The 18,321-nt window shown below is 67.5% G+C and carries 18 protein-coding genes and 1 tRNA gene; 13 read left to right on the plus strand and 6 right to left on the minus strand.

Going from position 1 to position 18,321, the window contains the following annotated elements; all coding sequences use genetic code 11:
* Nucleotides 1-74 precede the first annotated feature (74 nt).
* Nucleotides 75-959, minus strand: coding sequence for a branched-chain amino acid aminotransferase (locus ASG03_RS02080; RefSeq protein WP_062469359.1), 885 nt, complete (start codon nucleotides 957-959; stop codon nucleotides 75-77).
* 304 nt (nucleotides 960-1,263) lie between these two features.
* Between ASG03_RS02080 and ASG03_RS02085 the strand changes: the two genes are divergently transcribed.
* From ASG03_RS02085 to ASG03_RS02100, 4 genes are all read left to right on the plus strand, one after another.
* Nucleotides 1,264-2,304: a zinc-dependent alcohol dehydrogenase family protein gene (locus ASG03_RS02085; protein WP_062691893.1), complete on the plus strand. Its 1,041-nt coding sequence runs from the start codon at nucleotides 1,264-1,266 to the stop codon at nucleotides 2,302-2,304.
* 154 nt (nucleotides 2,305-2,458) lie between these two features.
* Nucleotides 2,459-3,022 (plus strand): hypothetical protein, encoded by a 564-nt coding sequence (locus ASG03_RS02090; RefSeq protein ID WP_062691895.1) that lies wholly within the window; start codon nucleotides 2,459-2,461, stop codon nucleotides 3,020-3,022.
* A gap of 2 nt (nucleotides 3,023-3,024) precedes the next feature.
* Nucleotides 3,025-3,810: a trans-aconitate 2-methyltransferase gene (tam, locus tag ASG03_RS02095; RefSeq protein ID WP_062693003.1), complete on the plus strand. Its 786-nt coding sequence runs from the start codon at nucleotides 3,025-3,027 to the stop codon at nucleotides 3,808-3,810.
* 226 nt (nucleotides 3,811-4,036) lie between these two features.
* Nucleotides 4,037-4,435, plus strand: a complete 399-nt coding sequence (locus ASG03_RS02100) for a response regulator (protein ID WP_062469370.1) — start codon at nucleotides 4,037-4,039, stop codon at nucleotides 4,433-4,435.
* Between the two features lie 76 nt (nucleotides 4,436-4,511).
* On the opposite strand, the gene ASG03_RS02105 is transcribed toward ASG03_RS02100, so the two are convergent.
* Nucleotides 4,512-5,336, minus strand: a complete 825-nt coding sequence (locus ASG03_RS02105) for a gamma-glutamylcyclotransferase (RefSeq protein ID WP_244475134.1) — start codon at nucleotides 5,334-5,336, stop codon at nucleotides 4,512-4,514.
* A gap of 294 nt (nucleotides 5,337-5,630) precedes the next feature.
* Nucleotides 5,631-6,536, minus strand: a complete 906-nt coding sequence (locus ASG03_RS02110; RefSeq protein ID WP_062469373.1) for a LysR family transcriptional regulator — start codon at nucleotides 6,534-6,536, stop codon at nucleotides 5,631-5,633.
* A 151-nt stretch (nucleotides 6,537-6,687) separates the two neighbouring features.
* Between ASG03_RS02110 and ASG03_RS02115 the strand changes: the two genes are divergently transcribed.
* Nucleotides 6,688-7,872 (plus strand): MFS transporter, encoded by a 1,185-nt coding sequence (locus tag ASG03_RS02115; protein ID WP_062691897.1) that lies wholly within the window; start codon nucleotides 6,688-6,690, stop codon nucleotides 7,870-7,872.
* A gap of 192 nt (nucleotides 7,873-8,064) precedes the next feature.
* On the plus strand, nucleotides 8,065-8,901 hold the full coding sequence (locus ASG03_RS02120; protein ID WP_062691900.1) for an aldo/keto reductase: 837 nt from the start codon (nucleotides 8,065-8,067) through the stop codon (nucleotides 8,899-8,901).
* A gap of 109 nt (nucleotides 8,902-9,010) precedes the next feature.
* On the opposite strand, the gene ASG03_RS02125 is transcribed toward ASG03_RS02120, so the two are convergent.
* Entirely contained in the window at nucleotides 9,011-9,397 is a 387-nt protein-coding gene (locus tag ASG03_RS02125; protein ID WP_062469380.1) for a DUF2780 domain-containing protein, read from the minus strand.
* Nucleotides 9,398-9,673: 276 nt separating this feature from the next.
* On the opposite strand from ASG03_RS02125, the gene ASG03_RS02130 reads away from it, so the two are divergent.
* The 4 genes from ASG03_RS02130 to ASG03_RS02145 all read left to right on the plus strand — a co-directional run bounded on the left by ASG03_RS02130 (nucleotide 9,674) and on the right by ASG03_RS02145 (nucleotide 14,065).
* Nucleotides 9,674-11,311 (plus strand): helicase HerA-like C-terminal domain-containing protein, encoded by a 1,638-nt coding sequence (locus ASG03_RS02130; protein ID WP_443216583.1) that lies wholly within the window; start codon nucleotides 9,674-9,676, stop codon nucleotides 11,309-11,311.
* A 432-nt stretch (nucleotides 11,312-11,743) separates the two neighbouring features.
* Nucleotides 11,744-11,953 (plus strand): cold-shock protein, encoded by a 210-nt coding sequence (locus ASG03_RS02135; RefSeq protein WP_062469383.1) that lies wholly within the window; start codon nucleotides 11,744-11,746, stop codon nucleotides 11,951-11,953.
* 607 nt (nucleotides 11,954-12,560) lie between these two features.
* Nucleotides 12,561-12,779, plus strand: a complete 219-nt coding sequence (locus tag ASG03_RS02140; protein ID WP_062469385.1) for a hypothetical protein — start codon at nucleotides 12,561-12,563, stop codon at nucleotides 12,777-12,779.
* 995 nt (nucleotides 12,780-13,774) lie between these two features.
* Nucleotides 13,775-14,065 (plus strand): hypothetical protein, encoded by a 291-nt coding sequence (locus ASG03_RS02145; protein WP_062469388.1) that lies wholly within the window; start codon nucleotides 13,775-13,777, stop codon nucleotides 14,063-14,065.
* A 73-nt stretch (nucleotides 14,066-14,138) separates the two neighbouring features.
* On the opposite strand, the gene ASG03_RS02150 is transcribed toward ASG03_RS02145, so the two are convergent.
* Nucleotides 14,139-14,213: transfer RNA gene (locus ASG03_RS02150), tRNA-Gln, on the minus strand.
* A 553-nt stretch (nucleotides 14,214-14,766) separates the two neighbouring features.
* Between ASG03_RS02150 and ASG03_RS21925 the strand changes: the two genes are divergently transcribed.
* Together ASG03_RS21925 and ASG03_RS02160 are read left to right on the plus strand one after the other, a co-directional pair.
* Nucleotides 14,767-15,063, plus strand: a complete 297-nt coding sequence (locus tag ASG03_RS21925; protein WP_062691901.1) for a cupin domain-containing protein — start codon at nucleotides 14,767-14,769, stop codon at nucleotides 15,061-15,063.
* The gene (locus tag ASG03_RS02160) at nucleotides 15,060-15,995 is read left to right on the plus strand and encodes an MBL fold metallo-hydrolase (protein WP_062691904.1); all 936 of its coding nucleotides are present in this window, start codon (nucleotides 15,060-15,062) and stop codon (nucleotides 15,993-15,995) included. Before ASG03_RS21925 ends, ASG03_RS02160 begins: the two co-directional genes overlap by 4 nt.
* Nucleotides 15,996-16,303: 308 nt before the next feature.
* On the opposite strand, the gene ASG03_RS02165 is transcribed toward ASG03_RS02160, so the two are convergent.
* Complete coding sequence (locus ASG03_RS02165) at nucleotides 16,304-17,278, minus strand: DUF1499 domain-containing protein (RefSeq protein WP_062691906.1); 975 nt, start codon at nucleotides 17,276-17,278, stop codon at nucleotides 16,304-16,306.
* Nucleotides 17,279-17,845: 567 nt separating this feature from the next.
* On the opposite strand from ASG03_RS02165, the gene ASG03_RS02170 reads away from it, so the two are divergent.
* Nucleotides 17,846-18,259, plus strand: a complete 414-nt coding sequence (locus tag ASG03_RS02170; RefSeq protein ID WP_062469411.1) for a hypothetical protein — start codon at nucleotides 17,846-17,848, stop codon at nucleotides 18,257-18,259.
* Nucleotides 18,260-18,321: the final 62 nt, after the last annotated feature.

Raw genomic sequence — 18,321 nt, forward strand, 5'->3', positions numbered from 1 at the left:
TCTCCCCGGTCACGTCTCCCCGGTCACGCGGGGGAGCGGCGGGCCCGGAACGGCCGCCCCGCTCTTCCGGCCGCTCAGAAATCCGAGCCGTTGCCGTGCGCCCAGTCCATGTAGACTTCGAGCGCCTTCTTGCCGACCGGGCCTTCCTGGACATGGTGGTCGTCGAGGCGGATGACCGGGACGATCTTGGAATAGTTGCCGGAGGTGAAGATCTCGTCGGCCGACAGGAAGTCCTCGACCGTGAGCGTGGTTTCGCGCACGTCGAGCCCCGCGCGGCGCAGCAGGGTGAGCACGCGGGAGCGGGTGATCCCGGCGAGGAAGGTGCCGTTGGCAAGCGGGGTGAAGACGACGCCGTCCTTGACCATGAAGATGTTGGACGAGGCGGTTTCCGCCACGTTGCCGTTCATGTCCTTGGCCAGCGCATTGTCGAAGCCGCGGGCGCGGGCCTCGAGAATCATGCGGCCGGAATTGGGATAGAGGCTGCCGGTCTTGGCCGTGGTCACCGCGACCTCCGGGCTCGGACGGCGGAAGGGCGAGACGGTCAGCGAGGACGGCTGCGCCGTGTTCATCGGCGCTTCGAACAGGCAGAGCGCAAAGCGCGTGGAGGCCGGATCGGCTGCCACCACCGAGCCCGGCATGCCGTGTTCGGCCCAGTACATCGGCTTGATGTAGATTGCGGTCTTCCCGTCGAACCGCTTGACGCCTTCCCAGGCGAGCCCTTCGATATCCTCGGCGGCGACGACCGGATCAAGGCCGAGCGCCAAAGCCGACCGGTTGACCCGCTGGCAGTGCAGGTCGAGATCCGGGGCGATGCCGTCGAACCAGCGCGACCCGTCGAACACGGTCGAGCCGAGCCACATGGCATGAGAGGTCGGCCCGATCAGCGGCGGATTGCCCGCCACCCATTCGCCGTCGACGAAGGTCCAGGTGGTGCTGCGCGGTGACGTATCGACGGCCATGATGGTCTCCTGAGTGTCGGTCTTGCGTTCGGTCTCGAAAGGCGTTGCCGGGGGTCTCGCCCCCGGATCGATGCCGGGCGGCTGTGATCGCACACCGTCCCATCCCTGCCTTTTCTTTTCGCATAGCCCGGAATCGGAGAACAGAGGTGAATGAATCGATCAAAACTTCTGATCGACCCGATCTCCGGGCTTTGCCCCCGCGCCGCGTTTGGGTTAGGCAGATGCGACGCTTTTTGACCCCAATCCCTTGAAGGCCCTCCAGCACCCCCAAACCCTTCAAGCACCCCAGCCCGCGGAGACGGCCATGCGCGCCATGTATTTCGACACGTTCGGCAAGACGCCGGAGATCCGCGACGTGCCGGACCCCGAGCCCACGGAGTGCGGCGTCGTCGTCAAGGTCGAGGCGACGGGGCTCTGCCGGAGCGACTGGCACGGCTGGATGGGCCACGACCCCGACATCCGCCTGCCGCATGTGCCCGGCCACGAACTTGCCGGCACCGTCGTGGCGCGCGGCCGCGGCGTCCTGCGCTACAAGGTGGGGGACCGGGTGACGGTGCCGTTCGTGTCGGGCTGCGGTCGTTGCCCGGAATGTCGCTCCGGCAACCAGCAGGTCTGCCCCGACCAGTTCCAGCCGGGCTTTACCCATTGGGGCTCGTTTGCCGAATATGTCGCGATCGACTTTGCCGACGAGAACCTCGTGCTTCTGCCCGACGACATCGATGCGGCCACGGCGGCGAGCCTCGGATGCCGGTTTGCCACCGCTTTCCGGGCGATCGTCGACCAGGGCCGGGTGCGGGGCGGCGAATGGGTGGCCGTGCACGGTGCCGGCGGCGTCGGCCTGTCCGCCGTCATGATCGCCTCGGCCATGGGCGCGAACGTGATCGCCATCGACATTGCCGACACCAAGCTGTCCTTCGCCCGCGAGATCGGCGCGGTGCAGACCATCAACGCCACGCAGACGGGCGATGTTGCCGAAGCCGTGCGCGCGATCACCGGCGGCGGCGCGCATCTGTCGATCGACGCCCTGGGATCGCCGGTCACCTGCTTCAACTCCATCCGCAACCTGCGCCGGCGCGGCCGCCACGTGCAGGTGGGGTTGATGCTTGGCGACCACGCGACGCCGCAGATCCCCATGGCGCAGGTGATCGGCCAGGAGCTGGAGATCTATGGCAGCCACGGCATGCAGGCCTGGCGTTACGAGGCCATGCTGGCGCTGGTCGCGTCGGCCAAGCTTGCCCCGCAAAAGCTGATCGGCCGGCATCTCTCGCTGGAGGAAGCCGTGCCCGCGCTCGCCACGATGGACACCGCAACGGACCTCGGCATCAGCGTCATCACGACGTTCTGACGGGCGGCCGGCGACCCTCTTCGCGCGCGGCGCATGCGTGAGGGCGCACCCGTGAGCGGCGTGTCCGTGCAGGGCGCGCCGCGGAGACTTTGCTCGATCCAGCTTCGGATGCTAATTTGCGGGCCGGGGCAGACACAGAATCACGAGGTGGATCATGGCACGCACAGCGCAGAAGCCGGACGAGGATGCCCTTTTTTCGCCGGTGCTGCTTCCCAACCCCCACCATCCGCACGGCTGGCCCCTCTCGATGATGGTGAGCTCCCAGACCGAGGCGCGGCACAATCGCGCGCTCTGGGCACCGACCCATCTCATCTCCATCCGGGCGCCGGACACCAAGCTCCTGTCGATGATCGACCTTCCCGAAGACAGGCATCTGCCGCTGATCTTCGGCGACACGATGGACCCGGAGGACCGCGATGCCGCACGCCTTCCGGCGATCACCGCGGCCTTCGCCTTCATCGACGGCCTGCCGGCGGATGCCCGTCTCCTGGTGCACTGCCTGCGCGGCATCGGTCGCTCCACGGCGCTGACGCTCGGCATTCTCGCGCGGTACATGGACCCGGACGCCGCCGCTGCCGCCCTGCACGCGCTCCGGCCGGATGCCAAGCCGAACCGGCATGTCGTCGGCCTCTGCGACACGGCGCTGGGGCTGAAGGGCAAGCTCGCCAAGCAGGCGCTGCGCTTTCCGGCAAAGGTCTGGAAGCCGGCAAAGGCATGAGCATGCGCTGGTCGGCCGCCCAATATCTGGCATTCGAGGACGAGCGGACGCGGCCGGCGCGCGATCTGCTGGCCCAGGTCCCCCCTCTGCCGGAGGGTGCGCTGTTCGACATCGGCTGCGGGCCCGGCAATTCGACCGAGCTGGTGGCCTCGCGGTTTCCCGATGCATCCCTCAGCGGCATCGACAGCGATGCGGACATGCTGGCCGCTGCCCGGCGACGCCTTCCCGATGTCCCGTTCCACCATGCCGATCTCACCGACTGGGAGCCGGACGCCCCGCCGGCGCTGATCTTTGCCAATGCCGTGCTGCAATGGATGCCGGATCCGGCCGCGAGCATCGAGAGGCTCGCCCGCATGCTGGCGCGCGCGGGCGTCCTTGCCGTGCAGATGCCGGACAATCTCAACGAACCGACGCATCGCGCCATGCGCGACATCGCCGCCGAGCCGATCTTTGCAGAGGCCTATGGCGCAAGCCTGCCGAACCGGAGCGGCGTTGCGACCCCGGAGCGGCTGATCGACCTTCTGTCGCCGATCGCGGACCGCGTCGATGTGTGGCACACGATCTATCATCACCGACTCACCGGGGCGGAGTCCATCGTCGACTGGGTCAAGGGGACAGGCCTGCGCCCCTATCTGGCGCCGCTGCCCGAGGCGCTCCGGCAAGAATTTCTTTTGCGGTACCTGGAGCGTATCCGAAAGGCGTATCCGCCCCTTTCCGACGGACGCGTCCTTTTGCGCTTCCCCAGGTTGTTTCTGGTCGCGGTGCGCAAGGGAGACGTGCCAGCGTAACCGCGGGAACACAAACCTAGCTATTGCGTTTCGCGGTCTCATACAGAACGATGACAGGGAAACAACGGCCGAAGCATGAAACTGCTTGCCTGCTTCGCCGCCGCGGCTCAAAACAGACTACGCCTTTTGCTCAAGATATCGTGATCCATGATCGCACGCCTTCCAGACCATCTCACGCCACACGGTGCCTCCGCGCCGCTCGCGCCTGCATGTCGGGACGCCTGAGATGATCGGAGGATCCAAAACGTCGCCGCCGGTCGTGCTGGTGGTCGAGGATGAACCGCTTCTGCGGATGATGGCGGTGGACCTGATCGAGGAGGCCGGCTACGCCGTCATGGAGGCGAGCAATGCTGACGAGGCCGTTCATCTCCTCGAAACCCGCCTCGACATCCGCATCGTGTTTACCGACATCGACATGCCCGGCAGCATGGACGGGCTGAAGCTCGCGGCCGCCATCCGCGACCGCTGGCCACCGATCGAGATCATCATCACCTCCGGCGCGGTGACCAATGCCGTGGCGCAGCTGCCCGACCGCGCGGTGTTCTTTCCCAAGCCCTACGATCACGGCCGACTGCTGTCGACGCTCCAGACCTTCGCGAACCTGCCGTCGCTGCCGGGACTGTAAGGCGCCGCCTTCGGCCCGGTTGGCCCGGTCTGGCCCGTGATCGTCTCCGTCCCCAACCTTTTCGACGGGATCGGACTCAGGCCGGGCCGCCGGCCTTCCCGCCGCCGACCTCTTTGACGGGCGCGGCCTCCAGCGCGGCTTCGGCCTCGCGCGACACGGGCATCGACGCCCCGTCCCCAACGTACAGTGCGCGGATCTCGTCGGCCACGAGCGCCTGCAGGCGCCAGAGATTGCGGTCGTGGATTCCCACGGCTTCGAGGTGGAGAACGGTGTTGTAGAGATATTCCGCGCCGGAGCCGACATGGCCGCAGGCGCGCGCCAGGATGCGGGCGACCTCCTCCAGCGGCAGGCGGGAAACCGCGTCGTGGCCGGTCGATCCGAGCCAGAAACCAAGGACGTCGACGGGGCCTTCGGGCGTGCGCACCGGCATCCAGCGGACGGTGGATATGGTTTCGCGCGAGGACAGTTCGCGGCGCAGCAGGCGCTCGATCTGGGCGATGCGATCGCCGTCCGCCAGGCGATAGATCACGCCGTCGCAGCGCCCGCCCCGTTCCAGCGCCATCATCAGCCCCGGAGACGCGGGCGAGCCGCGCCAGCGGTCGATCTTCAGCGAGAAGGCGCGGTGCCAGCCATAGGCGGTGGCGCGGCGGCTTTCCACGGGCTCGAACTCCGGCTTCCAGATCAGCGAGCCATAGGCAAAAACCCAGAGCGGCGCACCGTGCGACTGCGCATCGAGCTCGAGAGCCAGTCTCCGGTAATCCGCGTCCTCCATCGGCGTCAGCCGCGCATCGAGGCCGGGATCGGGCTCGTCGCGATAGCAGAGCGCGACCAGCTCCGGGGTCAGCGACATCTGCCGCTGTCGTGCGCGGGGCGATCGGGATGCAGGGGGAAGTGCGGACATGAAGGCAGGTTTCCTTGCGGACATCGAACCCTCCTCCCGACGGGATCGAAGGCCGAAGCCGGGCGTCTGTCAAGACGATACGGCAACATCGATGCTGCGCTGCCTTGCTGCCACAGGCGATCACGGCGCGCAACCGCGTTGCTCTCCTGCTGCTTCCCTTAAGACTCGGCTCTGATGCTGCTCCCCTTCTAATGCTGTCGGGTGCTGCTGTCGGGTGCTGCTCCCCCGGCCCTTTGTCGCCCGCTCTCCCTTTCGGCCCCGGCCCCGGCGCCAGTGCCGGCCCCCGGCGGAGTCTCAGGCGGGGTCGATGCGGGCGACCAGGAAATCGATGAAGGCGCGGATGCGGGCTGCAAGATGCTCGTGGCTGGCAAAGACGGCGTGGATGGTTTCCCGGTCGGCCGGGCGATGCGCCTGAAGAATCGGCACGAGACGCCCGGCATCGACATCCGGCTGGATGTGGAAGGCACCGATGCGGCCGATGCCGACGCCGTCGAGACAGAGGCGGCGCATGGTGGCCCCGGTGTTGACAAGGACGGCCGGCTCGAACGGGCGCTGCACCGTCGCGCCGCTTCGCGGGTCGAGAAAAGGCCATTCCGTGCGCATGCCGGGAATATTGAAGCCGAGGCAGGCATGCCGGGCAAGATCGTCCGGCGCCTGCGGCGTCCCGTGGCGAGAGAGATAGTCGGGAGAGGCGACAAGGAGCCGATGACTGTCGAGCAGCTTTCGCGCCTTCAGCGACGTGTCCCGGAGCGCGCCGGAAGAGCGGATGGCGATATCCGTGCGGTCTCCGACCAGATCGACCACGTCGTCGCTGAGCGAGAGATCGAGCCGCACATGCGGGTAGAGGCCGCGGAACTCACCGACCAGCGGCAGGATGAAGCGCTCGGCAAAGGCCATCAGCGCGCTGACCCGCAACAGGCCCCGCGGAACGGCCTGGGCGCCGCTGGTCACCAGGCGCTCGGCATCGTCGATGTCCGCGAGAATGGCGCGGGCGCGGGCGAGGTAAAGCTCGCCTTCGGGCGTCGGCTGCAGGGTGCGGGTGGTGCGCACCAGAAGCCGCGTTCCCAGCCGGTCCTCCAGCCGGGCGACGAGCTTGCTCACGGCCGATGGCGACAGCCCGAGCCTGCGCGCGGCGGCCGAAAAACCGCCCCCGTCGACGGCCGCGACGAACACCTCCATCTCGCCCGCCCGGTTGTCCATGGGTCCGTCCTATCTATGAAACCAAATCACAGATGATTATCCGATAGGCCGGATTATCGCACAAGCGGGCACCGGCTATATCTCCGGTCATCCCGCGTCGCCCGCCTTCGCAGCGCCGACGCCTCCCATCCGCACCCCATGGAGGCCGCTTATGCCCCTTGCCCTTCTCGCCCTGACGATCGCGGCCTACGCGATCGGAACCACGGAATTCGTCATCGTCGGTCTGTTGCCGACGGTCGCCCGCGATCTCGGCATCACGCTGCCGATGGCCGGCCTCATCGTCTCGATCTATGCGCTCGGGGTCACCTTCGGCGCGCCGATCCTGACGGCACTGACCAGCCGCATCGCGCGCAAGCCGCTGCTTCTCGGGCTAATGGCGCTGTTCATCCTCGGCAACGCGCTGGCGGCGCTGTCGCCGGGCTACGGCATCCTGCTCGTCGCCCGCGTTCTCTCGGCCTTCGCACATGGCGTGTTCTTCTCGGTCGGCGCGACGATCGCGGCAGGGCTGGTGCCCGAAAACCGCCGCGCCTCGGCCATTGCGATGATGTTCATGGGGCTGACGGTCGCCATCGTCACCGGCGTCCCGCTCGGCACGCTGATCGGACAGACCTTCGGCTGGCGGGCCACCTTCGCCGCCGTCGCCGGTCTTGGCGCCGTCGCCTTCGCCGCCATCGCGGTCCTGCTGCCGGCCGATCTGCCGTCCAGCCCGCCGGCCAGGCTTCTCGACCAGGTCAAGGTTCTCGGCAGCGGACGGCTGCTCCTCGTCTTCGGGATGACGGCGCTCGGCTATGGCGGGACCTTCGTCACCTTCACCTATCTCGCGCCGCTTCTGGAAGAGATCACCGGCCTCTCCGCCTCCGCCGTCAGCCTGGTCCTCGTGCTCTACGGCCTCGCCATCGCGGCCGGAAACCTGGCCGGCGGCCGGTTGGCCAACCGCCATCCGGTGAAGGCGCTTGCCGCCCTGTTCACGGCGCAGGCGCTCGTTCTCTTTGCGCTCACCTGGACGGCCAGCGCCACGATCCCCGCGCTCGTCACCCTGACGGCGCTCGGCTTCCTGTCCTTCGCCACGGTGCCGGGGCTGCAGCTCTACGTCGTGGAACTCGCCCGCCAGCAGCGTCCGGCCGCCGTGGACGTCGCCTCGGCGCTCAATATTGCCGCCTTCAATCTCGGCATCGCCGTCGGGGCCTGGATCGGCGGCCTCACCGTCGCCTCCACGCTCGGCCTCGGCGCCACGCCCTGGGTCGGTGCGCTCATCGTGCTCGGGGCGCTCGGCCTGACGCTCGTCAGCGGACATCTCGACTGCCGGACGCCGGCTGCGGCCCCGGCCTGTGCCTGACCGCTTTTGCGGAACCTCCACGGCTCCGCGACATTAGGGTCTCTTCGAGAGCGGCGCGCGTGCGACGCTCTCGAAAGACAAATGAATGAATCCCTTACAGGCATGTCAGCATCCTCTTGTAGAGGATGAGTGCTGCCCTTCCCCGCCCCTGCCGAACCGTGCGCGGGGCCCTTCCACAGAGGAACCATCGTCATGAAACATGTCAACGCCCATGGTGCCGAGATCCCTGCGCTCGGTTTTGGAACCTTCCGCATGCCCGGACCCGAAGTCCTCGACATCGTGCCGAAGGCGATCCAGCGCGGCTTCCGCCACGTGGATACGGCGCAGATCTACGGCAACGAGGCGGAGGTGGGAACCGCGATCCAGCAATCCGGCGTGTCCCGCAACGAGATCTTCCTGACGACCAAGGTCTGGCCGGAGAAATACGCCCGGTCGAGCTTTGCACAGTCGGTGGACGAAAGCCTGACGAAGCTGAAGACCGATCATGTCGACCTGCTGCTGCTGCACTGGCCGCGGGGCAGCAGCGTGCCGCTGGAAGAGCAGATCGAGGGGCTCAACGCCGCCGTGAAGGCGGGCAAGACACGCCATATCGGCATCAGCAATTTCAACACCGAAGCGATGCGGGCGGCAAGCCGCCTGTCGGATGCGCCGATCGTGACGAACCAGATCGAGTATCATCCCTATATCGACCAGTCGAAAGTGCTGGAGACGGCGCGCGACCTCGGGCAGTCGATCACGGCCTATTACGCCATGGCCGACGGGCAGGTGCCGAGGGATGCCGTGCTCAACGACATCGGCAGCCGCCACGGCAAGACGGCCGCGCAGATCGTGCTGCGCTGGCTGGTCCAGCAGGATGGCGTCATCGCCCTCTCGAAGACGTCGACGGAAGCCCGGCTTGCGGAAAATCTCGGGATCTTTGACTTCGACCTTTCGCCGCAGGAGATGCAGGCCATCCACGGGCTCGCCCGCCCCGACGGCCGGATCGTCAATCCCGGCCATCTCGCCCCGACCTGGGACGCGGCGGCCTGACCCGAACGACAAAAACCCGCCGCGGGTCCAAAGACCTGCGGCGGGACAGCCTTGCGTGAGGGTGGATGCGGCCTCTGCGGGGCGGCCGATCCGGCTTAAACGAACGCGCTCAAACGAACTGGCGAAGGCCGGGGACGGAATTGATCACCGCATCGACCGTTTCGTCGCCGGCATGTTCGCGGGCGTAGGCGAGCGTTTCCTTGGCAAGCCCGGTGATCTCGCCCATGGACAGGCCCTGGCCCATCAGCTGCTGGCCGAGCGCCATGACGCCGCCACCGACAGCGCCCATGACCTTGCCGAGCAGGCCGGTCTTGGCGCCTTCGCCATTGAAGCGGGCAACGAGATCGGGCGCGCCGGGCACGGCCTCGATCATGCGGGCCACGGGACCGGCATCGGCTTCCCGCTGCAGGAAGCCCAACATCATGCCGATCGCCTTTTCCGCCCTGTCCGGCTCGATGCCGACATTGTCGGATACGCGGGTGACCAGTTCGCTCATGCTCTTCTCCTCGGCAGCGAATAACGTTCACGTCAACGTAAAGGGATAGGCGGAGAAATCAAGCGGTTCGCAGCGGTTTTCAACCGCGTGCTGGCACCCGCGAGGCGGACCGGCCAGCGTCTCGGGGCGGGCATGCCGAACGAGCGCATGCGGTCCCTGCCTTGGGGCGGCGGTCCCCACCCCAGGGCAACAGTGTGCTTGTCTGGTTGCCGACAACGTATACTATCCCGGCACAACAAGCGAATGGATCCCGACATGGCACTGCTGCAGCCCGGAATGCTCTACCTCGGCACGAGCCGCAAACCGGACGACACGCTGAACCGGCCCGAATATCTCACGCTGAAATACGGCAACCGCCACGGACTGGTGACGGGCGCCACAGGCACCGGCAAGACGGTGACGCTGCAGGTTCTCGCCGAAGGCTTTGCCAGCGCCGGCGTGCCGGTGTTCTGCGCCGACATCAAGGGCGACCTTTCGGGCATCGCCGCCCGCGGCGAGCCGAAGGACTTCCTTGTCAAACGCGCCGCGGAGATCGGGCTCGACCCGTACGAGCTCACGCAGTTTCCGGTGATCTTCTGGGATCTCTACGGCGAAAAGGGCCACCGCGTGCGCACCACCATGTCGGAGATGGGGCCGTTGCTGCTCTCCCGCCTGATGAATGCGACGGACGCGCAGGAAGGCGTGCTCAACATCGCCTTCAAGATCGCCGACGAGGGCGGCCTGCCGCTGCTCGACCTCAAGGATCTGCGCGCGCTTCTGACCTATATGAGCGAGAACGCCAGCGCGCTCTCGGCCACCGTCGGCCTGATCTCCAAGGCGTCCGTCGGCTCCATCCAGCGCGAACTTCTCATTCTCGAGCAGCAGGGCGCCGAGCAGTTCTTCGGCGAGCCGGCGCTCAAGGTCACCGACATCATGCGGGTGACGCCCGAGGGGCGCGGCACGATCTCCGTGCTCGCCGCCGACAGGCTGATGATGAACCCGCGGCTCTACGGCACCTTCCTGCTGTGGCTGCTGTCGGAGCTGTTCGAGGAACTGCCGGAGGTGGGCGACCCGGACAAGCCGCGGCTGGTGTTCTTCTTCGACGAGGCGCACCTTCTGTTCAACGACGCGCCCAAGGTGCTGCTGGAGCGCATCGAACAGGTGGTGCGGCTGATCCGCTCCAAGGGCGTGGGCGTCTACTTCGTCACGCAGAACCCGCTGGACGTGCCGGAAACCGTGCTGGCGCAGCTCGGCAACCGGGTGCAGCACGCGCTGCGCGCCTATACGCCGCGCGAGCAGAAGGCCGTGAAGACGGCCGCCGAGACCTTTCGCGCCAATCCCGACTTCGACTGTGCCGCGGTGATCACCCAGCTTTCGACCGGCGAGGCGCTGGTCTCGACGCTGGAGGCCAAGGGATCCCCCTCCATGGTGGAGCGCACGCTCATCCGTCCGCCATCGGCCCGCGTCGGCCCGCTGACCGACGCCGAGCGGGCGCAGGTGATGGCGCTGAGCCCGGTGGCCGGCATCTACGACCAGGATGTCGATCGCGAATCGGCCTACGAGATCCTTGCCGCCCGCGCCGCCCGGGCGAGCGCGCAGGCGGACGCGGCGCGCCGGGCGGCGACGCCGGACGACGAAACGCCGGAGCACGGGACACCAGATCACGGAACACAGGGGGAGGACGCCCCTGCCCGCCGCCGCTGGACGCTGCCGGGCTTCGGCGACGATGCGGCGTCCGGTGCCGGGCCGCGTGCTGACGATGACGCCGGAAGGAGCCGGAAGCCGACGCGCGCGGGCACGGCAGAGCGGCCGCGCAGCACCGGTTATCAGCGGGAAACCGTGGTGGAGGCTGCCATGAAGACGGTGGCGCGCACGGTTGCAAGCTCGCTCGGCCGGGCGCTGGTGCGCGGCATCCTCGGCAGCCTCAAGCGCTAGGCGCCCGCCCGGGGGGCTCCTTCCGGACGAAGCCCCAAAACCAACGTCAAGATCGAGGCCAGGATCGAGGCCAGATCGAGGCCCCCGTTCGCGCGAACGGGGGTGCTAGGGAAGAAGACCCCCGGCCGCACCGGATGCGGGCGGCCGGTTTTCCGGCCAAGCGCTTCGTCTGCCGCATGGCGCAACCGGCTTGCGCCCGGGATTCGCTCAGGATTTTCTGGGTGTTGCCGGCCCGGGATCCGCCGGCGTTCTTGCAAATTATTGCCGACGTCTTGCAATTGTCGGGGGGATCGTCTATCTCATGTCTATCGATCTTGCATTTTGAGCTTTGCTCCCGCGCAACGCGCCGTTCAATCTTCTCTTTCAACGTCGATCTATCACCGCCCGCACGTTGCGAGCGCATCTTCATCACGATTGAAAAGGAATCACGTCGTGGCAACAGGTACCGTAAAGTTCTTCAACGCAACCAAGGGCTTCGGCTTCATCGCTCCGGACAACGGCGCAAGCGACGTTTTCGTGCACATCTCGGCTGTTGAGCGCGCTGGCATGCGTTCGCTGAACGAAGGCCAGAAGGTCAACTTCGAAATCGTTCAGGATCGTCGCAGCGGCAAGAGCGCTGCCGACAACCTGTCTGCAGCCTAATAGGCCGAATTTCGTTTCCGGCGCCTGACCACGGATGTACTGGCAGAAACCGTCGAGACGATATCGAGAAGGTCGGGAATTTCCCGGCCTTTTTTTATGCCTGTCTCCCGCACCGCCGCGCTTTGCAGTCTTGTTGTGATGCATGTTGTTTCCCGGAACCGCTGCACAGGTTCGGGCGACATGCATGAGGGTGACCGGATCGGGGTCGGCAGATCGGGGTCGGCAGATCGGGCGGCCCGTGCCGTTTGACCGCGCATGGCCATCGGCTGCGACCCAGCGACGCATCTGCGGGGGCCACGCGCCATCCTGTATGTCGCGCGCGGCGCTTCCGGTTTGTTTTCGAATGCGGTAAGATGCTGCTATGATTGCGGGATGCCGGCGCCGGACAGGCAGACGGAGGTCCGCTCGACAAAGACGCACCCCACCCGGGACTGCGCTAACCGACGTCCCGACCCTTAAGACCCGGTCGCGCCCTGACCCGAGGGCGGCCGTGCGCCCCGCGCCGAACGGCACATGCATCCGGCGGACAGGCTCGAGACCGACAACAGACTTCGCGATCGTGGCCGACCGGCCCTCGACGCCCCACATCTTCTCAAAGGAGAACGCCTTGGTTCCCGCCGATCGCCTGTTCAAGACCGAAGCCCGCCCCGCCAATGCCAAGGCGACGCAGACCGATTCGGCATCCCGCTCCATCATCGAGGTCGAAGCCGCCCAGCGCCGCGCAAAGACCGAGCGCCTGAAGCAGGCCCGGATCGCCCAGGAGGCCAGCCAGCCCGCCCCCGAAGCCCCCGTCAAGAAGACCGCCAAGCCCCGCAAGAAGGCCTGACGTTCCTGCTCGGCCGCGCTTGACCGCCAAAGGCCGGCTCCCCGGCTCCAGCCTGGCCGGCAAAGCGCCAACGCAGGATGGATTAGCACGCGCCGACGCAGGATGGATTAGCACGCGCCAATCCCGGATTGGCGGGCAAGCGTCAATCTCGGATCGCCCGCAAGAGATCCCGGGCCCCGGCGGGGTGCCGGTTCCCAGACGCAGGCATCGCCGCTCCGCATGGACCGGCACGGCGTCGATCCTGGATTGGCCAGCAAAACGCCCATCCCGGACCGCGGCAAGCGCCGCCCCTGGATCGCCGCGTGGCGCTGGTCCCGGTGTGTCGGCTGAAACCACGCAGCCTTGCGCGTACCGCGAGGGCCCCTTGCTGGCCGCTGGCCCGGCCTCCCGGCGGTCGCTGACGGCCTGTTGTCTCCTATAACTGCCGGCTGCCGCGCCCGCCTGCCGCTGACCTCCGGCCGCTGCCGCGCCCGCCTGCCGCCTGGCCGCTCGCTTCCGGCCGCTGCCGCGCACCCCTGCCGCCTGCCGCCCGCTTCCGGCCGCTGCCGCGCCCCTCGATCGGCTGCCGCGCACCCTCTACCCCTTGCCGCTCACCTCCGGCCGCTGCCGCGCGCATCCGACCCCGCCTCTCCTGCCCCGTTCCCCAGCACAAATACCGGCTGCGGCAGCACAAACACGCCGTGCCGTGTCCGATGGCCGGGCTGCGATATGCGGAAGATACGGTCGACAGGCATGCCGCGCCGTCGGAAGCGCCGTGCGCGCGACGGAAAGCCTGTCGGCCGCCGAGGTATGACCGCGCTCTGCCACTTGTCTCTGTCCCCTGTCTCTGTCTCTGTCCCTTGTCTCCGTCCAGCTCTGCCCCTTATCTCTGTCCCGTGCGTGCCCTCGCGGATGTCCCGATCTGCGTCCCGTACAGTCCCCATGCCAGCTTCCGGTTTGGCCCTTGTATCTGCACGATGTCTAACCATCTATGATCTCCAGACAGGAGACCAGGATTGTCCGACTTCATCAGCACCCTCTTTGCCATCTTCGTCGTCACCCCCCTGCAGACCGAGTTGCTGGAGCGCCTGCAGGGCATGCCCTCGGCAGAGCTCATCCAGGCCGGGCGCGCCTGCATCGCTGCGGAAGGACCGCGTCTTCTCCAGATGGCGCAGGACAACTGGGGCTGGGCCGCTGCCCAGGCGCTGGGCGTCACCACCGGCTTCGTCGATCCGGCGACGCTTCTCTCGACCCAGAACAGCGACTGCGGCGTCGTGCGCAACGCCTTGCTGAACCGGGCAGCCTGAGCGGAAGGGCGAGCCCGCCAATCATCCGGCACGCCGCCGGTGCGGTCTTTCAGCGAAGGATGGACCATCAGGGTGGCTGGGGCGCCAGGATTCGAACCTGGGAATGCCGGTACCAAAAACCGGTGCCTTACCGCTTGGCGACGCCCCATTGCCGATCCGGCTGCGGTGATGGCCGGGTGTTGGGCTGATAGCAAAGCGTGAGGGCGGGGACAACGGGTAAGTTTGCCGGGTCTCAAGTTTATCCGGTCTCATGTTTATCGGGTCTCCTGTTTGTCAGGTCTCCTGTGTATTGGGTCTCATGCCGCACCCCTGCCGGGCCGGCATGCGTCCGGTGGGTTTGGGCCGTGTGCCTGTTCCCTTGGCGCCTGTTTCCCTGGGCGCCTGTTTCCCTGGGCGCCTGTCGCCGCTTGTGCCGTTTCCGCCGGAGGTGGGCATCGCGCGTCCCTCTCCTCTCCGTTGAGGCACGGGATGACGGTCGCTGCACTTTCGGTCGGAAGGGTTTTAAGGCTAGAGTTGCGTCGAGGCACAAAGCGGGCTTCAGAGCCGGGCCGGGCGTCACGGCGTTCGCGACGCTCGTCGGGGCGCTCCGGGGATGGCTTCTGGGGATGGCTTCTGGGGATGGCTTCCGGGGATTGCTTCCGGCCGCACGGACCCAGCGCGCCGCCGTGTTGACGATCGGCCGGGATGAAGGAGACGGAGACATGGCAGGATATCAGGCTCGGATGCCGGCGCGGCCGACGGTGATCAGCGACGACCCGCTGATGCGCGTCACCCAGTGGGATTTCGCGCCGGGTGCGCACACCGGGCATCATGTCCACGGCCTCGGCTATATCGTCGTGCCGATGACGGATTGCCGTTTCCGGATCGAGGATGCCGAGGGCGTGCGGGAATTCGATGTGGCCAAGGGCGCGGTCTACAGGCGCGATGCCGGCGTGGAGCACGATGTGATCAATGCCGGCGATGCCCCGATGAGCTTCATCGAGATCGAACTGAAGTGAGCGCTGCCCTTCCCGACAGCGACGAGGCGGAGCCGCGCTTCGAGCAGGCCTTCGAGCCTTCCTACGGCGAGGCGGTCGCGGTCGCTAAGGGCGTCACGCGGCTGACGGTCGGCAATCCCGGGCCGTTCACCTTCCACGGCACGAACAGCTATCTCGTCGGGGAGCGGACGCTGGCGGTGATCGATCCCGGCCCGCTCGACGATGCGCATCTCGCCGCGCTCTTGCGGGCGATCGACGGGCGGCCGGTCAGCCATATCCTCGTCAGCCACACCCACCGCGACCATGCGCCGCTGGCGCGGGTGCTGCAGCGCCATGTCGGCGGGGTGATCGCGGCGGAAGGGCCCCACCGGCCTTCCCGCCCCCTGCATGACGGCGAGGTCAATCCGTTTTCGGAAAGCGCCGACCTCGATTTTACGCCCGACCTCCGGCTCGGCCACGGCACGGCCCTTGCGGGCGACGGCTGGACGCTGACGGCGCTGGCCACGCCCGGCCATACGGCCAACCACCTCGCTTTCGCCCTGGAGAGAACAGGCATCGTCTTTTCCGCCGATCACGTCATGGCCTGGGCGACCAGCATCGTTGCGCCGCCGGACGGCGCCATGCGCGACTACATGGCCTCGCTCGACCTGATGCTGACGCGCGACGACCGGCTCTTCCTGCCCGGCCATGGCGGGCCGGTGACGGAACCGGCAAAGTTCCTGCGCGGGCTGCGCGCCCATCGGCGCATGCGCGAGCGGGGCGTGGTGGAGCGCATCCGTCGGGGCGACCGGGAGATTTCGCAGATCGTGCAGGCGCTCTATGCCTCCACGGACCCGCGCCTGCATGGCGCGGCCGCCCTCTCGGTGCTGGCCCATCTCGAGGATCTGGTGGAGCGCGGGCTTGTCCTCACGGACGGCCCGCCGGCGCTGACGGGACGCTACCGGCCCGCCTGACGGACCTTGCCGCGACGACCGCGCGTTCGCACTGGGGAGGGGGGCACCGGCCATAGCACACCGGAGAGGGCGCACCGGCCAGAGCGGCACCGGGCGGGGCGGCACAGACAGGTCGGCACCAGGCGGAGCCGACAGCCCGTTACGCGCAGCGACGACCGCCGTGCATTTTCCAAGCTCGGCGCCTTTTGAGGGTCCGAGCCTTGCCACGTTCGGTGCCTTTCCACGTTCGACGCTGTTCCAAGCTCGGTGCCGTCCGAGGCGCCGTGCCTTCCAAGCTTTGCGTCAGGCCGTGGGCCGGCTTGTCGTGCTCAGTCGCCGGCGATGCCGAGAAGCTCCGCGTCGAGCGCATGCAGGACGTCTTCGGCCGTCATGGCATCGAGGCCCAGATCGTGGCGCCCGAGGCGGGAGGCGACGCGAATGTCGACGAAGGTGGTTTCGGACTCCTCGCGCAGACGGATGACGAGATCGAAGCGGAAGCCGATGACGGGGCTGCGGCTTTCTCCCTGCAGAAGGATGTCGCCCGCCTTGCGCCCGGGCGGCAGCGGCATCAGGGGCCCGAAATCCGGCTTGGGGCGCGAGAGCGGAATGGGCACCGGGCCCGGATCGCCCGAGGGTGCCGTCGCGCCCGCCCGTCCGGATGCGCGTCCCCGGGCCTTGCCCTTCGGCCCGCCTTCGGCGTCCGCCGGCGGCTCCGTCTTCACGGCGAGATCCTCGAAATCGGGCTCGGCATTCTCGAGGCCCTCTTCTGCGACGATTGCGATCCCCGACTGTTCGGCGACCGTGCGGACGCCAGCAAGGACGCGGTCGAGCGCGCCGTCGTACCGACGCCCTGTCAGTGCCGGATAGGCGCGTGCCTGCGCCTGCCGGTCGGCAACGGTGGGGGCCGCCGGGGTGAGCCACCCTGCTTCGATCGGACGGTCGCGGATGAAGGGCGGCGGCGTGACGAGATCGGTCGAGACATCGGAAAGGCCGGGCTTGTCGACCAGCTGGAAGGCTGCAAACCCCGCGACGCCGAGCGGCAGCGCCGCATAGACCAGCGCCATGGTGGAGGCGATGCCGCCCACGGCCGCCACCTGCCACAGGCGGACGAAGCCGACGACGGCCAGGATGACGGCCAAGACAGCCAGCACCGCGCTGGCAAGGGCCAGCGTGACGAAGAGCGTGCTCGACAGCGAGCCGAAACGATGCGCGGCGAGCGACAGGACGAAAAGGGCGAAGGCCAGCCGCGCGACATGGCGCGCCCAGCGGGCCGCGTAGGAGATCGGGCGTTCATAGGTGATCATTGCCGGCCGAACCCTCGTCTTTCCCGCATCTCTGCCATCGCAGCCGCTGCCCCGTCATCTCGGATCCCGTTCCCCGACCCGCCTGCGGGTCCCGGTCCTGGATCCATGACGGCGTTGCGACCTGCCGTCTGCCGTCGCCCTGTCCTTACACAATCCGGCGCGTCATCCAAGGCTGCAATTGCGGCGCTTCCGGCGGCATCGGCCGAACGACGGCGTGAACCGCGCCTTTGCCACCGGTCGGTGATGCGTGGGGACGGTCCGCATACCCCGGATGCGGCTGCAGGGGCCTTGGCATATGCAGGGGACATGGAACCTTTATCTGCCTGCCACGTTGACAAGCGCTTCGCGATCGACCGCAACCGGGAGACGCGCTGCCACGGAATTGACATACTTGTTAACGATATTTCCCGTGACCTGCAGCCTTCCGCCCGGCGCGGCTTGCGTTCACTGGCCGACTGACAAAGACCGGGCGTCTGACAAAGAGTGTCTGAACATGTGTGGCTGGCCGGATGGGTCCGGTCGCACTGTCTGGCCGGTTCGCACCGGTTGCAAAGGGGGATGAGGACCATGCGTTCTGCCAATATCGATGGTGAGGCCGCCCGGAGCGGTCCGGATGCCGGCGATTTCGAGTTCACGATGGAAATGCTGGAGCTCGAACTGTCGCTGGACGGGATCGTGCTCGACGGCCTGGCCGGCAGCAGCCTTGCGAGCGATGGCCTTGCCTTTTCCGATCGGGTACGGGCCGCTGCGGCGGACCTCAACGGCGCCTTCCTGTTCGACCTTCCCGCCTCCGGGCTGGTCGAGAACTGCCAGCGGATCGCCGTGCTGCGGATTCCGCGGGACAAGGACATGGGCGCGGAGACGATCTTTGCCTGCCTGGAGGCGGACGGCACATCGATCCGCATCGAGAAGCCCGACGAGCGCACCCTGGGCCTCGCAAACTTCGCCCAGGCCTTCGTGGACGTCTTTCAGCGGATCTGATGCATGTCGCCCGAACGTGTGCAGCGGTTTCGGGAAACGGCATGCGCCACAACAAGACCTTA

It is taken from the genome of Rhizobium sp. Leaf341, assembly GCF_001424325.1.
GTDB lineage: Bacteria > Pseudomonadota > Alphaproteobacteria > Rhizobiales > Rhizobiaceae > Ferranicluibacter.